Source organism: Microbacterium terrisoli (genome assembly GCF_030866805.1).
Classification (GTDB): domain Bacteria; phylum Actinomycetota; class Actinomycetes; order Actinomycetales; family Microbacteriaceae; genus Microbacterium; species Microbacterium terrisoli.
The window spans coordinates 869,673-891,319 of sequence record NZ_CP133019.1; the positions used below are offsets into that span (position 1 = coordinate 869,673).

Below are 21,647 nucleotides of genomic sequence, written 5' to 3' on the forward strand. Positions count from 1 at the left end.
AACAAGGAGAGACAGAATGCGCACATCACGCATTGTTGCGATCGGCGCCGTCGGCATCGCAGCCGCGCTCGCGCTGAGCGCGTGCTCGAGCGCCGGCAACACCGGTGGCGACACCGGCGGCGAGAACAACAACGGCCAGATCGGCAAGGTCGACGGCAGCGGCCGCACCCTGACGGTGTGGGCGATGACCGGCGACCTTTCGGATGCCACACTTGCCGCCATCAACAAGGAGTTCGAGTCCGAGACCGGCGCCAAGGTGAAGGTCGAGACCCAGCAGTGGCAGGACATCGCGACCAAGATCACGACGGCCCTGGCCACCGACACCCCGCCCGACGTCGTGGACATCGGCAACACGCAGGTCTCCACGTTCGCCTCCAGCGGCGGCCTGGCCGACCTGACCTCGTACAAGGACGCACTCGCCCAGGGACAGACCTGGCTCGACGGCCTGGCCAACCCCGCCACCATCGACGGCAAGCTCTACGGCGTCCCCTCGTTCGGCGCCACCCGCACCGTCATCTACAACAAGACGATGTGGGCGGCTGCGGGCGTGACCGCTGCGCCGACGACATACGACGAACTGAAGGCGGCCCTCGACAAGGTCAAGGCGAAGAACACGGCCTCCGACTTCTCGTCGTTCTACCTGCCCGGCCAGTACTGGTATGCGGGCATGCAGTGGATCTGGGACGCCGGCGGGGACATCGCCGCCCAGCAGGACGGCACGTGGGTCGCCGGCTTCTCTGACGCGAAGGCGCAGCAGGGGCTCACCGACTGGAAGAGCTTCCAGAACACCTACTCGTCGAAGGCCAGCCAGACGCTGAACACCGACAAGCCCGACCAGGACCAGGTGTTCGCGGACGGCAAGTCCAGCGCGATCATCGGCAACAACTGGGAGATCGGCGCGATCGAGAAGGCCAACCCGAAGATCACCGACGCCGACCTGGGCACGTTCGCGATGCCGGGCGTCTCGGGCAGCACGCAGCCGGTGATGCTCGCCGGTTCGGTCTGGGGAATCGCTCAGAAGAGCAAGAACCAGGACCTCGCCCGCGTGTGGACGAAGATCGCAGCCGGCCCCGACATCCAGAACACCAACGTGGTCAAGGACGGCTGGATCCCCAACAGCGTCGAGGGGTCGAAGAAGGCCGTCGACGGAGGCACGCTCACCGACCTGCAGAAGGCGTTCTTCCAGGCGGCGCAGAACTCGAAGGCGACCCCGCCGTCGGGCAACTGGGCGCAGCTGGAGGACCCGGGTATGAAGCAGTTCTTCCAGACCGTGGCCTCGGGCACGAAGTCGCCCGCAGACGCGGCCAAGGCGTGGGATGACACGGTCAACTCCACGCTGAACCAGTAATCCCTGCCCCTCCCGACGAAGAGAACGTATGAGCACCTCCACTGCGGCAGTCGTCGCAGGTGAGGGTGTGGCCGCCGCCCCCCGTGGGCGGCGGCCACGGCCCCCTCGCCATTTCAGCAGGCAGGCCCGCTTCGCCCCCCTGTGGCTGCTGTCTCCCGCCGGGATCGTGATCCTGGCGCTGATCGTCGCGCCCATCGTCTTCCTGGTCTACACATCGTTCACCGATTACAACCAGCGCACGCTGTTCACCGGTGAGTACCACGGCGTCGGCTTTCAGCAGTACGTCGACATCTTCACCGACCAGCAGTTCTGGTCCTCCACGATCCTCACCCTCGGGTTCACTGCGGCGCTGGTCGTCGGGAGCCTCGTGATCGGCCTCGGCGTCGCGCAGCTGATGGTCCAGGTCGGACCCGTGATGCGCTACGTCGTCACGATCGTGCTGATCTTCGCCTGGGGCATGCCCAACGTCGCCTCGGCGCAGGTGTGGAACTGGCTGTTCCAGCCCGGCTACGGCGTCGTGAACTGGATGATCACGCAACTCGGGGTCTTCGGCGATCAGACGAGTCTGTCGTGGACGAACAACACGTGGCTGGGCCTGTTCAACATCTGGATGCTGGTGGTCTGGCAGGCAGTGCCCTTCATCGCGCTGACCACCTATGCGGCCCAGACGCAGATCGACACCGCGCTGGTGGAAGCGGCTCGCATCGACGGCGCCGGCGAATGGCGCATCTACTTCTCGGTCGTGCTCAACTACCTCAAGCCCACCCTGCTGCTGATCGCCGTGCTGTCGATCATCTGGGACTTCAACGTGTTCAACCAGATCTGGCTGACCACGCAGGGCGGACCGAACAACACCACCGCCACGCTCGGCATCTGGAGCTACCTCACCGCCTTCAACGCCTTCAGGATCGGCACCGGATCGGCGATCGCCGTGGTCACCACCTTCATGCTCATGATCATCAGCGGCTTCTACATCCGCTCCCTGCTGCGATCGGGAGAAGACCTGTGAGCGCCACCGTCACCGAGACCGAGTCCGTCACGACGAAAGCCGTGCGCGGCTCGCGGCCGCGCCGCAAGCGCCGCCGCTACCCCATCTGGTCGACGATCATCGCATTCGTGTTCAGTGTGATCTGGATCTTCCCGGTCTACTGGATGACGATCACGGCGTTCAAGCCGCGCTCCGAGGTCATGACCCCGGTGCCGCAGTTCTGGCCGCACACGCCGACGATTCAGAACTTCATCACGGCCGTCACCAAGACCACGTTCCTGCTGAACCTGCGCAACAGCGTGATCGTCGTGTTCACGGCGATCATCTTCGCCCTGCTCATCGCGCTGTTCGCATCGGCGGCACTGAGCCGGTTCCGCTTCCGCGGACGACGCACGATCATGGTGCTGATCCTCGCGGTGCAGATGCTGCCGGGGGCGGCCCTGCTGATCCCGCAGTTCCTGATCTTCAACGACCTGGGCCTGCTCAACAAGTACATCGGGCTGATCCTCGCCTACATCGCGGCGGTGCTCCCGTTCTCGATCTGGTCGCTTCGCGGGTTCTTCATCATGATCCCGGTCGAAGTCGAAGAGGCAGCCATGGTCGACGGGGCGGGCACGTGGTCGATCCTGTGGCGCATCCTGTTCCCGCTCGTCATCCCCGGTCTCATCTCCACCAGCATCTTCGGATTCATCACCGCCTGGAACGAGTACATCCTCGCGTTCACCTTCATGAAGGACACGAGCATGTACACGCTGCCGATCTGGCTGGCCTCGTTCGCGGTGCCCAATCAGCCGGTGGACTACGGCGGTCAGATGGCGGCGTCGGTGCTGTTCTCACTGCCGGTGGTCATCGTGTTCCTCATCATCCAGCGTCATCTCGTGACCGGCATGTCCGCGGGGGCGGTCAAGGGCTGATGCGCACGAGTGCACGAGCCGCCTCCTGCAGGGAGGACGGCCGATGAGAGTGGGGTTGGACGTCGGCGGCACCAAGACGGATGCCGTTGCGGTGGATGCGGCCGGCCACATCGCCGGGCGGGTGCGCCTGGCCACAGGCTGGGGTCCGGACGGCGTGGCACAGACGGTGCTGGACGCCGTGGCGGCACTGAGGCGCGCGCACATCGGCGAGGCCGCAGTGGCCTCGGTCGGTGTAGGCATGCCGGGACAGGTCGGGCCGGGCACGACCCGGGTCATGCACGCGGTGAACCTGGGCGTCGCCGACCTCGACCTCGCCGCCGCCGTGAGCGCGCGGCTGGGGGCGCCCGTCGGCGTCGAGAACGACGTGAAGGCCGCCGCGATCGGCGCGTACGCGCTGCGCGCGGGTCGCTCCGAGACGATGGCCTACCTCAATCTCGGCACCGGGATCGCCGCCGGCATCGTGCGCGACGGGCGGCTGTGGCGGGGAGCGCACGGCACCGCCGGCGAGGTCGGCCACATCTCGGTCGACCCGCAGGGGCCCCGATGCCGCTGCGGACAGCTCGGCTGCATCGAGGCTCTCTCGGGCGGCGCGTCCATCGCGAAGCGGTGGGGGCGGCCTGCGCCACTGCCGGTGCTGGACATGCTGGATGCCGCTGATGCCGGCAATGCGGATGCGCAGCGGCTGCGCGCGGGGCTTGTGGAGGGCGTGGCGGCGGCCGTCCGCATTCTCGTGCTCACCTGCGATGTCGACGTCGTCGTGCTCGGCGGCGGACTGACCGCCCTCGGCGATAGGCTCCTTTCGGGAGTGGTCCGGCAATTGGCCGCCAGTGCCGAAGCCTCGGCATTCATGCGATCGCTCGCGCTCGCCGACCGCGTCGAGCTGCTGCCTCGCGGGTCTGCGGCGGCTGCGTTCGGCGCCGCGCTGGTGGGAGCAGCGCGCGCGGAGCAGGGCCCGGACGGGGCGGCCGGAATCACCGCCCACGACACGAAGGAGACAGTTGCCCATGGCTGAGGTCATCATCGTCGCCGATGCGAAGGCGGCCGGAGCACTGGTCGCCGACGAGATCGTCGGGCTCATCCGGCACGATCCTGACGTCGTGCTGGGCCTTGCCACCGGGTCGACCCCGGTGCCGGTCTACGAGGCGCTGCCCGAACGTCTGCGCGGCGTGGACGTTTCGCGTGTGCGCGGTTTCGCGCTCGACGAGTATGTCGGCATCGACCCGGCACACCCCGAGAGCTATCGCAACGTCATCCGCCGCGAGGTCATCGAGCCGCTGGGGCTGGACCCTGAGCGCATCCACGTGCCCAACGGCGCGATCTCCACGATCGAGCACGCCGGTGAGGACTACGAACGGGCCATCGCCGCCGCCGGCGGCGTCGAACTGCAGATCCTCGGAATCGGCACCGACGGGCACATCGGCTTCAACGAGCCGGGGTCATCGTTCGCGTCATCCACCCGGGTCAAGACACTGACCGCGCAGACCCGGCAGGACAACGCGCGCTTCTTCGATTCAATCGATCAGGTGCCGATGCACTGCATCACACAGGGTCTCGGAACGATCCTGCGTGCGCGTCACCTCGTGCTGCTCGCCTTCGGCGAAGGCAAGGCCGAGGCCGTCGCGGGCGCCGTCGAGGGACCGGTCACGGCATCCCTTCCGGGATCGGCGATCCAGCTGCACCCGCGGGTGAGCGTCGTCGTCGACGAAGCGGCGGCATCCCGTCTGCAGCACGCGGACTACTACCGGTACACCTACGACAACAAGCCCGCCTGGCAGGGCCTGTAAGCCACCCGGCGAAGGCCCGGATGGCGGCTGTCAGCCCGCGAACACCTTGCCGGGGTTGAGAATGCCCCGCGGGTCGAACACGGCTTTGACGTCGCGCTGCAGACGCCACTGGTCCTCGCCGAGCTCGTCGGCCAGCCACCGGCTCTTGAGGATGCCGATGCCGTGCTCGCCGGTCAGCGTGCCGCCCAGGCGCAGCGCAGAGCGGAACAGATCGTCCGCGGCGGCCCAGATCTGGGCCGGTACGTCGGGGCCCTCGAAGATGAAGTTCGGATGCAGGTTGCCGTCGCCGGCGTGGGCGACGACCGGGATCGTCACCGCGTGCTCGCGCTCGACCCGGGCCACCTCGTCGAACATCTCGGCGAGGCGGCTGCGCGGCACTGCGACGTCTTCGATGAGGGTCGTGCCCAGCGTCTCCATCGCGGGGTGCATCGAGCGGCGGATGGCCAGCAATCGCTCACCCTCGGCGCGGTCGCCCGAGGCGACGACGTCGCCGCCTGCCTGGCGCAGCACGCGCTCGATCGCCGCAGCCTCGTCGGCGGCGGCCGGGCCGTCGGTCTGCACGGTCAGGTGAGCGGCGCCCGGCTCGGGCGCGGGCAGGTGCAGCAGGCGATGAGTGGCGGCCAGGCTCGTGGCATCCATCAACTCCATGATCGAGGGCTGGAGGCCGGCGGCGGTGACGGCCGCCGATGCCGCTGCTGCCGCGTGCACGTCCGGGAAGGTGGCAGCCAGGGTGTGCACGGCGCCGGGCACGATGCGTCGCAGCTTCAGGGTCGCCCCGACGATGACCCCCAGCACGCCCTCGGACCCGATGAAAAGGCTCGTGAGGTCCAGACCCGTGACGCCTTTGACGCTGCGATGGCCCAGGTGCAGGAGCCGCCCGTCGGCGAGGACCACGTCCAGGCCCAGCACTGCGTCGCGGACGACGCCGTACTTCGCGCACAGCAGGCCGCCGGCGCCGGTGGCGATGTTGCCGCCGACGGTGGAGATCGCGCGGCTGGCAGGGTCGGGTGCCCACCACACTCCGTGCGGGGCGAGCGCCTCGTTGAGGTCAGCGTTGATGATCCCCGGCTCGACGACGGCCAGCAGGTCGTCGGCGCGCACCTCGAGCAGGCGGTCCATCGCGCGCACCGACAGCGCGATCTCGCCTGTGCCGGTGTTCGCACCGCCGGCCAGTCCCGTGCCGGCGCCGCGGGGAACGACCGGGGTGCCGGTCTCGGTCGCGATGCGCAGCGTCGCCTGGACATCGGCGATGGATGCCGCGTGCACGACAGCGATCGGAGTGCCCGGCGCCGCGTGCCCGGACTTGTCGGCGCGGGCCGCGCTCAGCGCTTCGGGCGACGTGTCGAGGCGGCCGCCCAGGGCTGCGCGCAGCGCTGTGAGAACCTCAGAGTGCACGTCGGTGTGCGCGCCGGATGCGGTCATGCGAACCGGCGGCGCCCCGCGATCACGCCCGCCGTCACCGCGATGACGGCGAAGACCAGTCCGACCCACGGCTGCCCCATGCTCCACCAGGCCACAGTCGCGGCGGCAAACACCAGCAGCTCGATCACGGCTCGGATGAACGGGTGCACGCGCAGGACCGCACGCGGCGAGACGAACAGCGCCCACAAGAGGATCGCCACGATCGGCAGGCCGAGGCCCATGCCGATGTTCCACGGGAACGGCCACCCCGCGAAGCCCCAGAACGCCAGTGTGAAGAAGGCGAACAGCTCGCAGGCGAAGGCAACCAGGTCGACGGCGGCCAGCGGCTGCCGCACACCGGCGGGCAGGTCACCGGCACTGGTCGGTGTGCTCGTGGCCGGCTGTGCGGCCGCGCCGGAAGGCGCGGCGTGGTCGGGGGAGGACATGCCTCCAGTCTACGCGGGCGTCCCGGAGCCCGCTGCGGCCGCTGCGACCGGAGCAGGTGTCACGGCAGCAGCGAGCTGATCTCGACCGCGTTCGTGTCGCCGATCTCGCCCGCGGCGATGTAGCGGATGCCGACCTGCGCGTCGAAGAGGTGGATGTCGTGCCACGCGGCGGTCACGCGCTGTTCGGCAGAGCCGGTGTCGTCGAGTGTGACCGTCGACCACCGGACGCCGTCGAGCAGCACTTCGACGGTCGCACCGGCCGTGCCGGCGATCTGGAAGGTCACGGTGACCCGGAGCGCGTGCCTCGCCGAGGTCGACGTGCCGAATTGCGGTGTACCCGCCGGCAGCGCGGGCGGCGTCGCCGTGGGAGTGGGGACAGGCGTCGGTGCGGTCGTCGGCGGCGCCGATGCGACCGGAGCGGATGCCGGGGGCGCGACGGGCGCGGATGTCGGGGGTGCGACGGGCGGGGCGGTGACGACGGAGTCCGGGGCCACCGGCGGTGCCGGTGCAGGCGGCGCCGCCGGAGGCGGTTGGACGGGTGGTGCCGGCGCCGGCGGGGCGGGTGGCGCCAGCATGGGTGGGGCCGGCGCGACGGCAGGCGGCCCCTGAGCCGGTGCCGCGGCCACCGCCTCGTCTGCCGGCTTCGAGTCTGCGGGCGAGGTCGATGCGAGCCGGGGGACGAGCACGGCGCCCACCGCGATGGTGGCGGCCACCAGCACTCCGGCGGCCACCAGTCCGACCATCGCCGCGGTGCCGGCCAGTCCGCCGCCACCCGAGGCCGTGCCGCCGCTGCTTGCCGCGCCGCCGCCGCCCGCGACAGTCCCGCCGGCGACGGCGCCCGCTCCGCCGCCGCTCCCGCCTCCGACCACGACCGCGCCCTGCACGACCGACGAGGGCATCGCGGCCACGAGGGTGACCGGCGCTCCCGCCTGCAGCCATGCGGCGTATCCGGTCGCGCCTGCGCCCAGGAACAGCGGCAGCAGCACGATGGCCAGGCGCCGCGAGACCGCGTCGGCTTCGCCGGCGACGATCGTGCACCGCGTGCATCCGTGCAGATGCGCCTCGACGCGGTCGCGGTCGCGTCGACCGAGGTTGCCGCGCGAGTACGCCCCGAGCAGGTCGATCGTGGGCTTGCAGGCCGAACCCTCTTCGACCGACCGCAGGTGGGCCTGGATCCATGCTTCGCGCAGGCCCTCGCGGGCGCGCACGGCCAGCTGCGCGACCGCGTTGGCCGACATCCCCAGCAGCGGTGCGATCGCCGCCGGCTTCATCTGCTCGATCTCGCTGTACCAGAGCACTTCCTGCCACCGAGTGGGCAAGGAGCCGAAGGCCTGGTGGGTCAGTCCCTGATCGAGGGCGTCATTGGCCGCCTGGTCTGACGAGTCGGGGTCGGCCACGGCATCCAATTCGTCCACCGCGACCTCACGCCGACCGCGGCCCCACGCAGCGGCCGTGTTGCGGATGCTGGTGAACAGATAGGCGCGGAATGCCCCGGTGGGGCCGCCGCCGCGCTGGATCGCACGGAAGATCCGCGTGTACGCCTCTTGCACGAGGTCGTCGGGATCCAGTGAAGATGACACCGACCGCGCGACGGCGAGGCCCGAGACATAGTGTCGCCGCCACAGCTCGCCGAACGCGTCGGAATCGCCCGAGCGGGACCGCAGCACGAGATCGGCGTCTGCGGTCTCGTCGAGCGCGGTGTCGTCGCCATCGGGCGCGGTCATGGGTCTCTCCTGCACGGGAAGGTCGGGTGCGCGGGTCCGCGTCGTTCGGGTGCGGCGCTGGAACCATTCTCGCGTGTTTCCACTGTGCAGCGCCAACACGGAGCCTGAGGACCCCGTGATCGGCGGTGGTTTCCGAGCTGACAGAACTTTTTTCGCGGAGTCGCGTCATGATTTCGGCCGACGGTCGTCTCATCAATGAGCGAGCTCGTACTTCACCGGGGGGCGGAGTGCGGGCTGTGGCTGCCACCAGTGGCAGTCACGGGAGGGGGAAGCATCTCGGGGGAGGGGCTTCCACCTCCCGCGGCCTGCACCGCGGTCTGCCCGGCGGCAGGCTGCAACGCATGCAGGGCCGGCCGTCGCCGATGGTGGCCCGGGTCGTGGTCCGCTGGGGACGGGCCACCGGTCCCGTCGGCTGCCCGACTGAAGTCCGACCTGTACGCTCGGGTCAGCGTCGCACGCGCGGGCGTCGCGGGAAGGACCGCATGACCGATCCGTTCGTGCTGCAGCGCGATGGGGTGGGTGTGGTGGTGGATGCCACGCACCCCGGACTGCCGCGTGTGCTGCATTGGGGCGCTGCTCTGCCCGAGGGCGTGCTGGGGGACCTGACTGCGGGCGTGCTGTCGGCTGCGGTGGATCGCCAGACGCCGCCCGGAACCCTCGACGCCGCATGGGAGGCGACGATCCTGCCCGACGAGGGTGATGGATACAGCGGCCGGCCCGGCATGTCGCTGCGGCGCGGCGGAGTGCTGCTGCGCGCGAGGTGGCGGCTGGATGAGATCGTGCACGACGCGACGCGCTGCGTGATCGACGCCGTCGACGACGCCGCGCAGCTGAGCGTGAGGGTGGAGATCGAGGTCGCCACCGGCGGGGTCGTGTGGGTGCGCTCACAGCTGCGCAACGACGGCGAGCCGGTCGAGGTCGATTGGCTCGAGCCCAGTCTGCCGGTGCCCACGACGGCCTCGCACACGCTGACCTTCGACGGGCGCTGGGCGCGCGAGAAGCGCCCCGTGGTCACCGTCATGCCGCCCGGCTCCACGGTGCGGCAATCGCGCCGGGGGCGGCCCGGGCACGACGCCGCCACGATGCTGGTCGCAAGCGTCGGCGAACCGCAGTGGCAGAGCGGGCGGATGTGGGGCGTGCACGTGGCCTGGTCCTCCGACACGAGCTACCGGCTGGACCGGATCACCGACCAGCGCACCCGCATCGGTGCCGGGGAGCTGCTCCGACCCGGCGAGATCGTGCTCGGCGCGGGGGAGGATTACGCAGCGCCGGACGTCGCGTTCGTGTATGCCGATGACGGCATGGACGGGTTGGCCGCGCGCGTGCACACCTGGCTGCGCGGGCGGCCGCAGCATCCCTCGTCGCCGCGGCCGCTGACGCTGAACACCTGGGAGGCCGTGTACTTCGACCACGACCCGGCGCGACTGATCGCGCTCGCCGAGCGCGCCGCCCGGCTCGGGTTCGAGCGATTCGTGCTCGACGACGGCTGGTTCGCCGGGCGCCGCGACGACAGCACGAGCCTCGGCGATTGGATCGTGGACCACACGGTGTGGCCCGACGGCCTCTCCCCGCTCGTGGAGCGCGTGCACGCGCTGGGGATGCAGTTCGGGCTGTGGTTCGAACCCGAGATGGTGAGCCTGGATTCCGACCTGGCCCGCAGCCACCCGGACTGGCTGCTGCACGATCCGCGGCATCTGCAGCACGCGGCCGAGCTGTCGTGGCGCACGCAGTACGTGCTGGACATCGCGAATCCCGACGCCTACGCGCATGTGTTCGGGCAGATCGATGCGCTGGTGGGCGAGCTCGGCGTCGACGCGATCAAGTGGGACCACAACCGCGACACGATCGAGAGCCTGCACGCCGGCCGGCCCGGTACGCACGCGCAGACGCATGCGTTCACCCGCATGGTCGCCGAGCTGAAGGCCCGGCATCCGGGTCTCGAGATCGAATCGTGCGCGTCGGGCGGGGCACGCACCGACCTGGGGGCGCTGGCCGTGTGCGACCGCGTCTGGGCGAGCGACTCGAACGATCCGGTCGAGCGGCAGGACATCCAGCGCTGGACCGGGCTGCTGCTGCCGCCCGAGCTGGTCGGCGCGCACGTCGGCCCGGCGGTCTCGCACGGCTCGGGGCGGGCCACAGACCTGTCGTACCGGATGGCCACGAGCCTCATGGGCTCGGCGGGCTTCGAGTCCGACCTGATGGAGCTCAGCGACGACGAAGGCGCGCAGGTCGCGGCCTTCGCCGCCCTGTACAAGCGGCTGCGCGCGATCATGCACGCGGGGCGCGTATCGCATCCCACGCTTCGTGATCCCGCCTGGCGCGTCACGGCGTTCACGGCGAAGGATGCCGCCGCCGCGGTGGTCGTGGTCGCCACGGTCGCCTCGCTCGAAGACGCGCGCGCCGAACGCCTGCTGCTGTCCGGACTCGACCCTGAGCGCACGTACCGCGTGAGCGTGAAGGATGAGCTGGGACCGGCGCGGCACGGCTGGGTCACGCCACCATGGTTCTCGGCCGGTGTCATCGAGCTGCCCGGCGCCGTGCTGGCCGAGGTCGGCCTGCAGCTGCCGCCGCTGTGGCCCGTGCAGGCGTTCGTGCTCGAGCTGAGCGCGCTCTGAGGGCTCAGCGACCGACGGGGTCGCCGTCGACCCATACCGCGCGCACGGTGAGCGTCTCATCCAGCAGCACGGCGTCGGCGGCACGGTCCGGTGTGAGCGCGCCGAAGCGATCGGCCACGCCGATCGCGCGGGCCGGCACGATCGTGGCCGCGGCGACGGCGTCGGGCAGCGGCATCCCGACGCGTTCGACCATGAGTCGGATCGCGGCATCCTGCGTCAGCGTGGAGCCGGCGATCGCCCCGCCGTGAACGAGTCGGGCGACCCCGCCCGAGACGGTGACGGCCAGCCCCCCGAGCTCGTAGCGCCCGTCCGCGGACCCGGTGGCCGCCATCGCGTCGGTGATCAGGGCGACACGGCCGGGCGCGCCCTGCACGAGCAGCCGGATCACGTCGGGATGCACGTGCGTGCCGTCGGCGACGACCTCCAGCGTCACACGCTGATCGCCCAGTGCCGCCACGACCGGGCCCGGCGCGCGGTGATGGATGCCGTTCATCGCGTTGAACGCGTGGGTGAGGATGGTCGCCCCGGCCTCGAACGCCGCGCGGGCGACGTGCTCATCGGCATCGGTGTGGCCGATGGCCACCGTGACGCCGGCAGCAGCCAGCCGTGCGACCGCCGCCAGACCCCCGGGCAGCTCGGGTGCGATCGTGAGCTGGCGGATCGTGCCGGCACCGGCCGCGAGCAGTCGGTCGATCGCGGCGTCGTCGGGTGCGCGCAGCAGCGACGGCATGTGGGCGCCCTTGTGCCCGATGTCCAGGAACGGCCCCTCCAGGTGCGAGCCGAGGATCGTGGGGTCGGCGGCGGCGAGTTCGGCGACCTGGGCCGCGCGGGCGGCGAGGTCATCGATCGAGGCGGTCACCAGCGAGATCACCGCACGCGTGGTGCCGTGCGCGCGGTGCACGCCGCGGCCGACCGCAATGGCCTCGGCGCCGTCGTCGAACGACGCGCCCCCGCCGCCGTGGCCGTGGATGTCGATGAACCCCGGGGCCAGCCACGCGCCGGCGGCATCCGTCGCGTGCCGCGGATCGAGGTCGCGCCACACATCACCGGTGCCGCGGCCGGCCACCAGACCGTCCTGGAAGGCCACCCAGGCATCGTCGGTGACCTGCCCGGCATCCAGCAGCCGAGCCGAGTGGATGACGCGATCGCAGCTCACCGATCCGCCTCGCCGCGGTCGTCGGCGGCAGCGTCGTCGCCGCTGCCGGGTGCCCATGCGATCTCGGGGGAGTGGTGGAACCCGATGCCCTGGCGGTGCCAGAGCGGCCCGAGCCCGCCCACGCGGGTGCGGAAGGACGCCCACGTGCGCTCGGGCCCGCCGGCCGGCGACCACGCGATCTCGGCGGCGGATGCGACACGCGGGAACGCCTGGGTGTCGATGTCGGCGGCGGTGCGGATCGTCTCGGTCCACAGCGGCGCTTCGATGCCCAGGATGTCGTCTTCGCCGATGCCGTCGACGATCGCCGTGGGCTCCCACGTGTAGGAGTCCTCGACGCTGGTCGGGCCGTCGGCCCAGGTCAGCCCGAGCGGGTCGTCTGCGTCGTACTTCATGTCGAGGTAGATCACATCGGCGGGTGAGAGGATCACCTTCGAACCGGCTCGGACGAACGTGCGCGCCTTCTCGCCCATGCCCTCTGCAGGGGTGGTCAGGCCCCAGTACTGCCCGATCGTGTCGTCGGACAGATCGCCCGACGCTCCCGCCTCGTGCCAGGCGATCGGCGTCTTGCCGAGGTCGGCCACGATGCGGGTCGCACGGTTCATGAAGTCGGCGAAGTCGGCGGGGTCGGTCCCCAGCGCCTCGTCGCCGCCCACGTGCAGATACGGGCCGGGAGTCATGCCTGCCAGCTCCCCGTACACATCGGCCAAGAAGTCGTAGGTCGCCTCGTCGCGCGTCTTCAGCGACGAGAATCCGACCGCGAACCCGGTGTAGGGCTCTCCCGCCGTGGGCACCCCGCCGCCGAACGCGTTCACGACATTCATGACGCTCTCGCGGAGGGCGATCGGCTCCATGAGCTCGGGGTGGGCGAGGCTGATCGCGTGCGTGTGGCTGGGCGCGTCGATCTCGGGCACGATCGTGACGTGCCGGGCGGCGGCGTGGTCGACGATGCGCGCGTAGTCGTCCTTCGTGAAGAAGCCGCCGGCATCGCCCTGTGCCGAGGTGCTCGAGGCGAGCGCGGTGAGCTCGGGGTGCGCACGCAGCTCGAGCCGCCACCCCTGGTCATCGGTCAGATGCAGGTGCAGGTGGTTGAGCTTCAACGCGGCGATCCGATCGATGTAGCGCTCGATGACCGGCACCGGGAAGAAGTGTCGGGCGACGTCGAGCATGACCCCGCGGTAGGCGAACCGCGGCCGGTCCTCGATCACGGTCGCCGCGATGTGCCGTTCGGCGCCGGATGCCGCGACCAGCTGCACGAGCGTCTGCACGCCGTAGAACAGACCGGCCGCGTCGCCGCCGATGACCTGCACGCCGTCATGTGCGACGGTCAGCGTGTAGGCCTCGTGCTCACCGTGGTCGAGACAGCTCAGGACGATGTCACCGGACCGTGCGGGCTGCTCGGTGATCTCCAGCGTGCGGCCCAGCAGGGGTTCGAGTGCCGCGGCGGTGATCGCGGCGGCTGCGCGGGCTGCCGGCACCGCGATCAGGCGGACGCTGTCGGTCAGCGCGAACGAGGAGGCTGCGGCATCCGTCGTCTGCGACGCCGGGATCGGGACCAGTGCTGCCATCGCCACTCCTCGCGGATCGTTGTGTAAAGAAACCTAACAAACTCTCCGTCGCGCCACCAGGCGTGAGATTGCCCGCGAGTGCGGGCGCGCGCATCCGCTATGCTCGACGTGTCGCGACTGGCGTTGAGGTGGGTAACCACCGGGAAGCGACCGACCGGCATTCGACCGCACGCCTGGGCCGATGTGAACACCCTTACTGATGCACGTGCCGAGTCGAGGAGAAACGCCCATGACCGATCGATTTTTCAACGCACCGCTGTCCGAGGTGGACCCCGAGATCGCCCAGGTGCTCGAGCGTGAGCTCGACCGCCAGCGCTCGTACCTCGAGATGATCGCCTCGGAGAACTTCGTGCCCGTCTCGGTGCTGCAGTCGCAGGGCTCGGTGCTGACGAACAAATATGCCGAAGGCTACCCGGGGCGGCGCTACTACGGCGGCTGCGAAGAGGTCGATGTGGCCGAAGATCTGGCGATCGCCCGCGCCAAGTCGCTGTTCGGCGCCGAGTACGCCAATGTGCAGCCCCACTCGGGCGCGACCGCCAACGCCGCGGTGCTGCACGCCATCGCCCGACCCGGCGACACCCTGCTGGGTCTGTCGCTCGACCAGGGCGGCCACCTCACGCACGGCATGAAGATCAACTTCTCCGGCCGCCTGTACAACATCGTCGCCTACGGTGTGAACCCCGCCACCTCGCTGATCGACATGGACGAGGTGCGGCGCCTGGCCCTCGAGCACAAGCCCAAGGTCATCATCGCCGGCTGGTCGGCCTATCCGCGCCAGCTCGATTTCGCCGCGTTCCGCGCGATCGCCGATGAGGTGGGCGCGACGCTGTGGGTGGACATGGCACACTTCGCCGGCCTGGTGGCCGCGGGACTGCACCCGTCACCGCTGCCGCACGCGCACGTGGTGTCCTCGACCGTGCACAAGACGATCGGCGGTCCCCGCTCGGGCTTCATCCTCACCAACGACGCCGAGATCGCCAAGAAGATCAACACCGCCGTCTTCCCGGGTCAGCAGGGCGGCCCGCTCATGCACGTGATCGCCGCGAAGGCGACGGCGTTCAAGCTCGCCGCGACCCCCGAGTTCGCCGAGCGTCAGCAGCGTGTGCTGTCCGGGGCGAGGATCATCGCCGACCGGCTGCTGCAGCAGGACGTGGCGGATGCCGGCATCTCGGTGCGCTCCGGCGGCACCGACGTGCACCTGGTGCTCGTCGACCTGCGCAACGCCGCGATCGACGGCAAGCAGGCCGAGGATCTCCTGCACGAGATCCACATCACCGTGAACCGCAACGCCGTGCCCAACGACCCGCGGCCGCCGATGATCACCTCCGGCCTGCGCATCGGCACCCCGGCGCTGGCCACCCGCGGTTTCGGCGACGCCGAGTTCACCGAGGTCGCCGACGTGATCGCCCGGGCGCTGCTGCCCGACCCCGACGTGCAGGCCCTGCGCGCACGGGTTGCGGCGCTGACCGCCGCGTTCCCGCTCTATCCCGACCTGCACCAGTGATCTGATCGGATGCCGCGGCCTTCCCGCGACGGCGGGCTTGCGGCATCCATTCGCCTTCCTCTGCTGCCCTCCGACCCGCGAGGGTACATCTGACGGACGAGAGGAAGGGGAAACCCCATACGCTCGTCTGTCAGATGTACCCTCGCCGATGGCGGCGGGGGAAGCTACGCGAGGAGACCTCACGATGACCGCACAGAAGCTGGACGGAAGGGCCGCAGCCGCGGCGATCAAGGCGGAGCTGACCGAACGGGTCGCAGCGCTGAAGGCGCGGGGGATCACCCCGGGCATAGCGACGGTGCTCGTGGGCGCCGATCCGGGATCGCAGCTGTACGTCGGCATGAAGCACAAGCAGTCCGAGGCGATCGGGATGAACTCGATCCACGTCGAGCTGCCCGCCGACGCGACGCAGGCCGATGTCGAGGCGACGATCGACCGACTGAACGCCGACCCGGCCTGCCACGGGTACATCGTGCAGCTGCCGCTGCCCAAGCACCTGGACACCGATGCGATCCTCGAGCGCATCGATCCGGCTAAGGATGCCGATGGCCTGCACCCCACGAATCTCGGCCGGCTCGTGCTGAACGTGAACAGCCCGATCACGACCCCCCTGCCGTGCACGCCGCGGGGCGTGATCGAGCTGCTGCTGCGCAACGATTACTCCCTTGCGGGCAAGCACGTCGTCGTCGTCGGTCGCGGGGTGACGATCGGCCGCTCGATCGGGCTGCTGCTCACGCGTCGCGAGATCAACGCGACGGTCACCCTCACTCACACCGGCACTGTCGACCTGCCGTCGTACCTGCGCCAGGCCGACGTGATCGTGGCCGCCGCCGGCGTCAAGCACATCGTGCGCGCCGAAGACGTCAAGCCCGGAGCGGCGGTTCTCGATGTCGGAGTGACCCGCGAGACCGACCCCGAAACCGGCAAGAGCAAGGTGTACGGCGATGTGGACCCCGCCGTGGCCGAGGTGGCCGGGTTCCTCTCGCCCAACCCCGGCGGGGTGGGGCCGATGACCGTCGCGCTGCTCATGACGAACGTGGTGGAGGCCGCCGAGTTGGCGGCGGCGCGCGCGTAGCGACACGGCCGTGCGCCGGTGCCGTGGCTCGTCGGTTCAGATCGCATCTCGTGACGAAGCCGATGGTCGGTGACAGGGTGCCTGCCGATGCAACGATGGGGTGATCAGCCGAGGCCGTCGGGCGACGTGCGCTGTGCCGCGGAGAGCGCCGCATCCGCCGCCGCGCGCGCCCCTGCGGTCGGGGCGATTGCGACCAGGCCGCGGTACAGCGCGACCAGTGCCGTGCGGTCGAGGGTGCCGGTGCGGGCGCGATCGCAGTGCACCGACTGGATCGCCGCCTCGATCTGGAATCTGCCCAGCGGGCGGCCGAGGGCCGACGCCCGGCGCAGCAGCGACTCGCCCTCGGCGATGAGCTCGCGGTCCCACAGGGTCGTGTCCTGCTCATCCAGGGGCGGCCACGGGTCGCCGGTGCGCGCGGGCGCCCGAGACTGGGCCAGGGTCAGCAGCGCCGCCAGGCCCCAGGCCTCGGCATCGGTGCGCAGCAGCGCGGCCGTGAGCACCGCGAGCCAGCGGGCCTCGTCGGAGATCGACGTGCGAATCGCCTCGCGCTGGTCGAGCCAGTCGATCGCGTACGCCCCGTAGATCGCCTCGAGCACCGAGGTCGTGCGGACCGGCATGTCGGAGCGGGCGGGCAGGGCGAACGGGATGCCGGAATCGCGGATCTTGCGTTTGGCCCGCACGAGACGCTGCGCCATGGTCTGCCGCTCGATGCCGAACGCCGTGGCGATCTGGGCGGCGTCGAATCCGAGCACTGTCTGCAGCATGAGCGGTGTGCGCATGGAGGGCGTGATCGCCGGGTGCGCGCACGCGTAGAGCAGTTCGAGCCGTCGGTCGGGGATCGCCTCGCCGCGCGCGATCAGAGTCTCGACATCAAGGCCGGCCGGCATGGCGATGGCGTCGTCGAGCGGTGCGCCGGTGCGGCGGGCGGCTGAACCGAGCACATCGCGCAGCCTATTGCGTGCCACAGTGAGCAGCCATCCTTCCGGATTGTCGGGGACACCGCCCTCCGGCCACGTGCGCAGGGCACGTTCGAGGGCGTCGGCGAGGCAGTCCTCGGCGAGGGCGAGATCGCCCGTGCCCGACGCCAGCAACGCGACCAGCCGGCCGTACGAGGCGCGGACCGCGCGCTCTGCGGCGGTCCGCGCTCGGTCGCCGGCGCGCACGTCTTCGGTCGGGTGGTCGCTCATCTCATCGAGTCCGCCTTCCGTCCGGCGCCGGCCGGCGCCCGCTAGCGCACGGGCGCGGCGCCCTGCCACGCGCCGTCGACGAACCGGGTCGCGCTGGGGCGGATCTCGACCGCGCCCCAGGCGACCGACGGCGCCCGGCGGGCCCAGGCGATGGCCTGGTCAAGGTCGTCGACCTCGATCACGAACGTTCCACCGAGCTGCTCTTTCGTGTCGGCGAAGGGGCCGTCCTGCACGAGCAGTTCGCCGCCTCGTTCGCGGACGGTGGTGGTCACGTCGCTCTGCTGCAGCACCTCGGCGCTGCGCAGCACGCCCGCGGCCTCGAGCGCCTTGGCGTACACATTGAAGGCGCGCATGCCCTCGGCAATCGCTTCGGGCCCGAGGTCGTCGGTGGTCATCTCGGGGTACTGCAAGAGGAGGGTGTATCGCATGATCGGTCCTTCCAGGAGTGGATGCTGACACGATGATGACGATCGAGCCGAGCGCCGATCGACATCGGAATCGACATCGCTCACGCGACCGCGGTCCGGATCAGCCGAGATCGTCGAGCATCTTGCGCTGCTCGTCGGTGAGTCCGTCCTTCAGTTCGCGGCGGCCGGCACGCTCGGTCGCCGGCGGAGCCGCGGCATCCTGCCTCGTGTCGACCGAGCGACCCCCGGTGGCCTTGTCATACAGGCTGGAGGCCTGTGCCTCGACCTTGTCGTCGACGGCGTCGTAGATCGCCCATCCGATCAGCAGGATCACCGGCGGCAGGACGTAGCCCCAGAACCATCCCGACACGTTCACACCGGTCAGGATGACGGTCAGGATCCAGACGACGAAGGCGACGGCGAGGGCGAGCACGCCCTGGACGGTCTTCTCGCCGAGCTTCGTGCGCTCGTCGGCCGATGCGGCCGCCATCGACCTGAACCACCTCGACACCAGCGGTTTGACCCAGATCACGAGAGCGGTCATGATGATGCCCGCCCACAGCGCCGACCAGCCGACGTGGGCCGGGGTGAGCAAGCCGATCACCAGCAGCACGACGACGTTGAACACGAGCAGCGAGACGAACCGCACGATCCACTTCTTCATGCGTTCAGGATGTCAGATACGTCCGTCACGTGCGAGAGGAGCCCGTCGGTGCCCGCCCGGCGCCCGCTCAGTACGAGGCGCGGGAGGTGGATGTCGCATCCGCGCCGTCCGGAATGAACCGGGCGGCCAGCGCCTCGGACCCGCGCGCCAGCAGCGAGACGTCCGCGCCGACGGCGACGAAGTCGGCACCGGCCTGGATGTAGGAGTCGGCCACGGCGGGGTCGAACGCGTTCACACCGACCGGCTTGCCGGCGGCGTGGACGGCCTCGAACACGCGGTGCACGGCGGCCACGACATCCGGATGCGACTGCTGTCCCAGCAGCCCCATCGACGCCGCCAGGTCGCTCGGCCCGACGAACACGCCGTCGATGCCGTCGACGGCGGCGATCTCGGCCGCGTGCTCGACCGCTTCGGCGGTCTCGGCCTGCACGATCAGCGACATATGCTCGGCCGCGTTCTGCAGGTAGCCGTCGACGCGGTTCCATCGCGCCGAACGGGCCAGCGCCGAGCCCACTCCGCGGCCGCCGCGCGGCGGATAGTGCACGGCATCCGCCGCCGCCTGCGCCTCGGCGACCGACGAGACCATCGGCACCAGGATGTTTTGCGCCCCGGTGTCCAGCACCTGCTTGATGCGCACGATGTCGTTCGCGGCCACCCGCACCAGCGGCGTGATGGGGTATGCCTCGGCGGCCTGCAGAATGCCGATGAGATCGTGCAGTTCGATGGGGGAGTGCTCGCCGTCCACGAGCAGCCAGTCCATGCCGCTGCCGGCGCAGATCTCGGCGGCCAGCGCAGAGCCCGAGCAGGTCCAGATTCCGACGAGCGGGCGGGATGCTGCGGCCAGCCGGTCGCGCAGGGTGGGCTTCACTCGAAGCGACATGTGATGGTTCCCATCTGTCCGTAATCGCAGTGCACGGTGTCGAAGCGCTCCACCCACATCGGTCGGGTGAACGAGCCCGCCAGAATGATCTCGCCGGCCTCGAGCCGCGAGCCGTGCTGGTGGAACTTGTTCACCAGCCATGCGACGCCGGTCGCCGGATGGTTGAGCACGCCGGCGGCCACCCCGGTCTCTTCGATCGTCTGGTTGCGGTAGAGCATGGCCGACACCCAGCGCAGGTCGAGCTGGTCGGGCCGCATCGGGATGCCGCCGAGCACCATCGCGCCGTACGCGGCGTTGTCGCTGATCGTGTCGACGATCGTGCGGCCTTCCAGCTCGATGTGCGAGTTGAGCACCTCGAGGGCCGGGGTCACGTACTCGGTCGCCCGCAGCACATCGAACAGCGAGCAGTGCGGGCCTTCGAGCGGGGCGTTCAGCACGAAGGCGAGCTCGACCTCGATGCGCACGTTCGAGAACTGATCGAACGCGATCGTCGACCCGTTCTCGTACACGGTGTCGTCGAACATGACGCCGTAGTCCGGCTCGGTGATGCCGGTGGCCTGCTGCATCGCCTTGGAAGTGAGGCCGATCTTGCGGCCGACCAGGCGCCGGCCGGCGGCGAGGTTCTTGTCCCGCCACACGCCCTGGATCGCGTACGAGTCCTCGATGGTCGCATCGGGGTAGCGCGCCGTGATCCGGGGGACGACGCCGTGCGTGCGATCCGCCTCGGCAAGTTCCTCGGCGATGCGCGCGATGATGTCGGGCTCCAGCATCCTGTCTCCTTCTGAGGTCGGAACGCCTACAGCTGGTGACCCAGCTTGTATTCGCCCTGCTTCCACTCCGGCAAGTCGTCGCCGTCGCCCTCGCGAGTGTACGAGAAGCCGTCGGCGCCGATGGTCACCGCCAACTCGCTCGTGTCGGTGCGCGCGATGACCGGCTGGGGGTTGCCGTCCAGATCCAGCACGAGCGACGCGTCGGTGTACCAGCTGGGCACGACCGGGTTGCCCCACCAGTCGCGGCGCTGGTTGTCGTGCACGTCCCAGGTGATCACCGGGTTGTCGGGGTCGCCGGTGTAGTAGTCCTGCGTGTAGATCTCCACGCGGTGGCCGTCGGGGTCGCGCAGGTACAGATAGAACGCGTTCGAGACGCCGTGGCGGCCGGGTCCGCGCTCGATGCGGTCCGACATGCGCAGGGCGCCCAGGATGTCGCAGATCGCGAGGATGTTGTGCTTCTCGTGCGTGGCGAACGCGACGTGGTGCATGCGCGGGCCGTCGCCACCGGTCATCGCGGTGTCGTGCACAGTGGGCTTGCGGCGCATCCACGCGGCGTAGACGGTTCCTTCTTCGTCCTGGATGTCTTCGGTCACGCGGAAGCCGAGGTCCTGCATGAACTTCGTGGCACGCGGCACGTCGGGGGTGACCTGGTTGAAGTGGTCCAGGCGCACCAGCTCGCCGGGCTTGTGCAGGTCGTAGCGCCAGCTGAGCCGCTCGACGTGCTCGGTCTGGTAGAAGAACTCGTAGGGGAAGCCGAGCGGGTCGACCACGCGCACCGAGTCGCCGATGCCCTTCGTGAACCCCTGCGGGTTGCGGCGCACGTCGCAGCCGAGCTCGGTGTAGAAGGCGACCGCACGCTCGAGGTCCTCGGGCGTGCGCACGCGGTAGCTGAAGGCGGCGACGGCGGCCACCGCGCCCTGGCGCAGCACCAGGTTGTGGTGGATGAACTCCTCGGTCGAGCGCAGGTAGATCGTGCTCTCGTCCTCTTCGGTCACGTACAGTCCGAGGACGTCGACATAGAAGCTGCGCGAGCGCTTGAGGTCGGTGACCACGAGCTCCATGTATGCGCAGCGCAGGATGTCGGGGGCCGGGCTGGTGGGCGTCGGCACCGGGTTCGGGGTCTCGATCGGTGCTTCGGCGGAGACGTAGTACCCCGACGAGGTCAGCGTCATGTCTTTACGGTTGGTCATCTCAGCGTCCTTGCTCGTGAGTGGTGGGCTTT

At 70.0% G+C, this 21,647-nt stretch carries 19 protein-coding genes and 1 riboswitch; of the genes, 8 read left to right on the forward strand and 11 right to left on the reverse strand.

The window, feature by feature from the left end:
- Positions 1 to 16 precede the first annotated feature (16 nt).
- Genes QU603_RS03630 through QU603_RS03650 form a run of 5 tightly spaced genes read left to right on the forward strand, consistent with a single transcriptional unit; the run spans position 17 to position 5,034 of the window.
- Positions 17 to 1,348 carry a sugar ABC transporter substrate-binding protein gene (locus tag QU603_RS03630; RefSeq protein WP_308493127.1) on the forward strand — a complete coding sequence of 444 codons (1,332 nt, stop codon included), beginning with the start codon at positions 17 to 19 and terminating at the stop codon, positions 1,346 to 1,348.
- Positions 1,349 to 1,376: 28 nt separating this feature from the next.
- Positions 1,377 to 2,357: a carbohydrate ABC transporter permease gene (locus QU603_RS03635; protein ID WP_308493128.1), complete on the forward strand. Its 981-nt coding sequence runs from the start codon at positions 1,377 to 1,379 to the stop codon at positions 2,355 to 2,357.
- Positions 2,354 to 3,250 (forward strand): carbohydrate ABC transporter permease, encoded by an 897-nt coding sequence (locus QU603_RS03640; protein WP_308493129.1) that lies wholly within the window; start codon positions 2,354 to 2,356, stop codon positions 3,248 to 3,250. The genes QU603_RS03635 and QU603_RS03640 overlap by 4 nt, the downstream gene beginning before the upstream one ends.
- A gap of 43 nt (positions 3,251 to 3,293) precedes the next feature.
- Positions 3,294 to 4,262: an ROK family protein gene (locus QU603_RS03645; protein WP_308493130.1), complete on the forward strand. Its 969-nt coding sequence runs from the start codon at positions 3,294 to 3,296 to the stop codon at positions 4,260 to 4,262.
- Positions 4,255 to 5,034 (forward strand): glucosamine-6-phosphate deaminase, encoded by a 780-nt coding sequence (locus QU603_RS03650; RefSeq protein WP_308493131.1) that lies wholly within the window; start codon positions 4,255 to 4,257, stop codon positions 5,032 to 5,034. The genes QU603_RS03645 and QU603_RS03650 overlap by 8 nt, the downstream gene beginning before the upstream one ends.
- 30 nt (positions 5,035 to 5,064) lie before the next feature.
- On the opposite strand, the gene QU603_RS03655 is transcribed toward QU603_RS03650, so the two are convergent.
- The 3 genes from QU603_RS03655 to QU603_RS03665 are packed head-to-tail and all read right to left on the reverse strand — an operon-like array spanning position 5,065 to position 8,605.
- Positions 5,065 to 6,456, reverse strand: a complete 1,392-nt coding sequence (locus QU603_RS03655; RefSeq protein WP_308493132.1) for an FAD-binding oxidoreductase — start codon at positions 6,454 to 6,456, stop codon at positions 5,065 to 5,067.
- Positions 6,453 to 6,881 carry a YrdB family protein gene (locus QU603_RS03660; protein WP_308493133.1) on the reverse strand — a complete coding sequence of 143 codons (429 nt, stop codon included), beginning with the start codon at positions 6,879 to 6,881 and terminating at the stop codon, positions 6,453 to 6,455. Before QU603_RS03660 ends, QU603_RS03655 begins: the two co-directional genes overlap by 4 nt.
- A gap of 59 nt (positions 6,882 to 6,940) precedes the next feature.
- Positions 6,941 to 8,605, reverse strand: a complete 1,665-nt coding sequence (locus QU603_RS03665; RefSeq protein WP_308493134.1) for a sigma-70 family RNA polymerase sigma factor — start codon at positions 8,603 to 8,605, stop codon at positions 6,941 to 6,943.
- Positions 8,606 to 9,087: 482 nt separating this feature from the next.
- Between QU603_RS03665 and QU603_RS03670 the strand changes: the two genes are divergently transcribed.
- A complete protein-coding gene (locus QU603_RS03670; RefSeq protein WP_308493135.1) occupies positions 9,088 to 11,220 on the forward strand; it encodes an alpha-galactosidase in 2,133 nt (710 codons plus the stop codon).
- Positions 11,221 to 11,224: 4 nt separating this feature from the next.
- Here the strand turns inward: QU603_RS03670 and nagA are convergent, their stop codons facing one another.
- Together nagA and QU603_RS03680 are read right to left on the reverse strand one after the other, a co-directional pair.
- On the reverse strand, positions 11,225 to 12,376 hold the full coding sequence (gene nagA, locus QU603_RS03675; protein WP_308493136.1) for an N-acetylglucosamine-6-phosphate deacetylase: 1,152 nt from the start codon (positions 12,374 to 12,376) through the stop codon (positions 11,225 to 11,227).
- Positions 12,373 to 13,941 (reverse strand): beta-N-acetylhexosaminidase, encoded by a 1,569-nt coding sequence (locus tag QU603_RS03680; protein WP_308493137.1) that lies wholly within the window; start codon positions 13,939 to 13,941, stop codon positions 12,373 to 12,375. Before QU603_RS03680 ends, nagA begins: the two co-directional genes overlap by 4 nt.
- A 103-nt stretch (positions 13,942 to 14,044) precedes the next feature.
- A riboswitch (ZMP/ZTP riboswitch) is annotated at positions 14,045 to 14,127 on the forward strand.
- Between the two features lie 43 nt (positions 14,128 to 14,170).
- Between QU603_RS03680 and glyA the strand changes: the two genes are divergently transcribed.
- Positions 14,171 to 15,445 carry a serine hydroxymethyltransferase gene (gene glyA / locus QU603_RS03685; RefSeq protein ID WP_308493138.1) on the forward strand — a complete coding sequence of 425 codons (1,275 nt, stop codon included), beginning with the start codon at positions 14,171 to 14,173 and terminating at the stop codon, positions 15,443 to 15,445.
- Between the two features lie 184 nt (positions 15,446 to 15,629).
- Positions 15,630 to 16,517: a bifunctional methylenetetrahydrofolate dehydrogenase/methenyltetrahydrofolate cyclohydrolase gene (locus QU603_RS03690; protein WP_308493139.1), complete on the forward strand. Its 888-nt coding sequence runs from the start codon at positions 15,630 to 15,632 to the stop codon at positions 16,515 to 16,517.
- A gap of 104 nt (positions 16,518 to 16,621) precedes the next feature.
- Here the strand turns inward: QU603_RS03690 and QU603_RS03695 are convergent, their stop codons facing one another.
- From QU603_RS03695 to hpaD, 6 genes are all read right to left on the reverse strand, one after another.
- On the reverse strand, positions 16,622 to 17,704 hold the full coding sequence (locus tag QU603_RS03695; protein ID WP_308493140.1) for an RNA polymerase sigma factor: 1,083 nt from the start codon (positions 17,702 to 17,704) through the stop codon (positions 16,622 to 16,624).
- A 41-nt stretch (positions 17,705 to 17,745) separates the two neighbouring features.
- Positions 17,746 to 18,132, reverse strand: a complete 387-nt coding sequence (locus QU603_RS03700; RefSeq protein ID WP_308493141.1) for a YciI family protein — start codon at positions 18,130 to 18,132, stop codon at positions 17,746 to 17,748.
- A 100-nt stretch (positions 18,133 to 18,232) separates the two neighbouring features.
- Positions 18,233 to 18,775 (reverse strand): hypothetical protein, encoded by a 543-nt coding sequence (locus tag QU603_RS03705; RefSeq protein WP_308493142.1) that lies wholly within the window; start codon positions 18,773 to 18,775, stop codon positions 18,233 to 18,235.
- 67 nt (positions 18,776 to 18,842) lie between these two features.
- The gene (locus QU603_RS03710) at positions 18,843 to 19,655 is read right to left on the reverse strand and encodes an HpcH/HpaI aldolase family protein (protein WP_308493143.1); all 813 of its coding nucleotides are present in this window, start codon (positions 19,653 to 19,655) and stop codon (positions 18,843 to 18,845) included.
- Positions 19,640 to 20,425: a 2-oxo-hept-4-ene-1,7-dioate hydratase gene (hpaH, locus tag QU603_RS03715; RefSeq protein WP_308493144.1), complete on the reverse strand. Its 786-nt coding sequence runs from the start codon at positions 20,423 to 20,425 to the stop codon at positions 19,640 to 19,642. Before hpaH ends, QU603_RS03710 begins: the two co-directional genes overlap by 16 nt.
- A 26-nt stretch (positions 20,426 to 20,451) precedes the next feature.
- Positions 20,452 to 21,615, reverse strand: coding sequence for a 3,4-dihydroxyphenylacetate 2,3-dioxygenase (gene hpaD, locus QU603_RS03720; protein WP_308493145.1), 1,164 nt, complete (start codon positions 21,613 to 21,615; stop codon positions 20,452 to 20,454).
- Between the last annotated feature and the right edge of the window lie 32 nt (positions 21,616 to 21,647).

Bases quoted from the DNA above. Each gene is read 5' to 3' on its own strand.
- QU603_RS03630 (WP_308493127.1), top strand. From the start codon at position 17: ATGCGCACATCACGCATTGTTGCGATCGGCGCCGTCGGCATCGCAGCC.
- QU603_RS03635 (WP_308493128.1), top strand. From the start codon at position 1,377: ATGAGCACCTCCACTGCGGCAGTCGTCGCAGGTGAGGGTGTGGCCGCC.
- QU603_RS03645 (WP_308493130.1), top strand. From the start codon at position 3,294: ATGAGAGTGGGGTTGGACGTCGGCGGCACCAAGACGGATGCCGTTGCG.
- QU603_RS03650 (WP_308493131.1), top strand. From the start codon at position 4,255: ATGGCTGAGGTCATCATCGTCGCCGATGCGAAGGCGGCCGGAGCACTG.
- QU603_RS03655 (WP_308493132.1), bottom strand. From the start codon at position 6,456: ATGACCGCATCCGGCGCGCACACCGACGTGCACTCTGAGGTTCTCACA.
- QU603_RS03660 (WP_308493133.1), bottom strand. From the start codon at position 6,881: ATGTCCTCCCCCGACCACGCCGCGCCTTCCGGCGCGGCCGCACAGCCG.
- QU603_RS03665 (WP_308493134.1), bottom strand. From the start codon at position 8,605: ATGACCGCGCCCGATGGCGACGACACCGCGCTCGACGAGACCGCAGAC.
- QU603_RS03670 (WP_308493135.1), top strand. From the start codon at position 9,088: ATGACCGATCCGTTCGTGCTGCAGCGCGATGGGGTGGGTGTGGTGGTG.
- QU603_RS03680 (WP_308493137.1), bottom strand. From the start codon at position 13,941: ATGGCAGCACTGGTCCCGATCCCGGCGTCGCAGACGACGGATGCCGCA.
- glyA (WP_308493138.1), top strand. From the start codon at position 14,171: ATGACCGATCGATTTTTCAACGCACCGCTGTCCGAGGTGGACCCCGAG.
- QU603_RS03690 (WP_308493139.1), top strand. From the start codon at position 15,630: ATGACCGCACAGAAGCTGGACGGAAGGGCCGCAGCCGCGGCGATCAAG.
- QU603_RS03695 (WP_308493140.1), bottom strand. From the start codon at position 17,704: ATGAGCGACCACCCGACCGAAGACGTGCGCGCCGGCGACCGAGCGCGG.
- QU603_RS03700 (WP_308493141.1), bottom strand. From the start codon at position 18,132: ATGCGATACACCCTCCTCTTGCAGTACCCCGAGATGACCACCGACGAC.
- QU603_RS03705 (WP_308493142.1), bottom strand. From the start codon at position 18,775: ATGAAGAAGTGGATCGTGCGGTTCGTCTCGCTGCTCGTGTTCAACGTC.
- QU603_RS03710 (WP_308493143.1), bottom strand. From the start codon at position 19,655: ATGTCGCTTCGAGTGAAGCCCACCCTGCGCGACCGGCTGGCCGCAGCA.
- hpaH (WP_308493144.1), bottom strand. From the start codon at position 20,425: ATGCTGGAGCCCGACATCATCGCGCGCATCGCCGAGGAACTTGCCGAG.
- hpaD (WP_308493145.1), bottom strand. From the start codon at position 21,615: ATGACCAACCGTAAAGACATGACGCTGACCTCGTCGGGGTACTACGTC.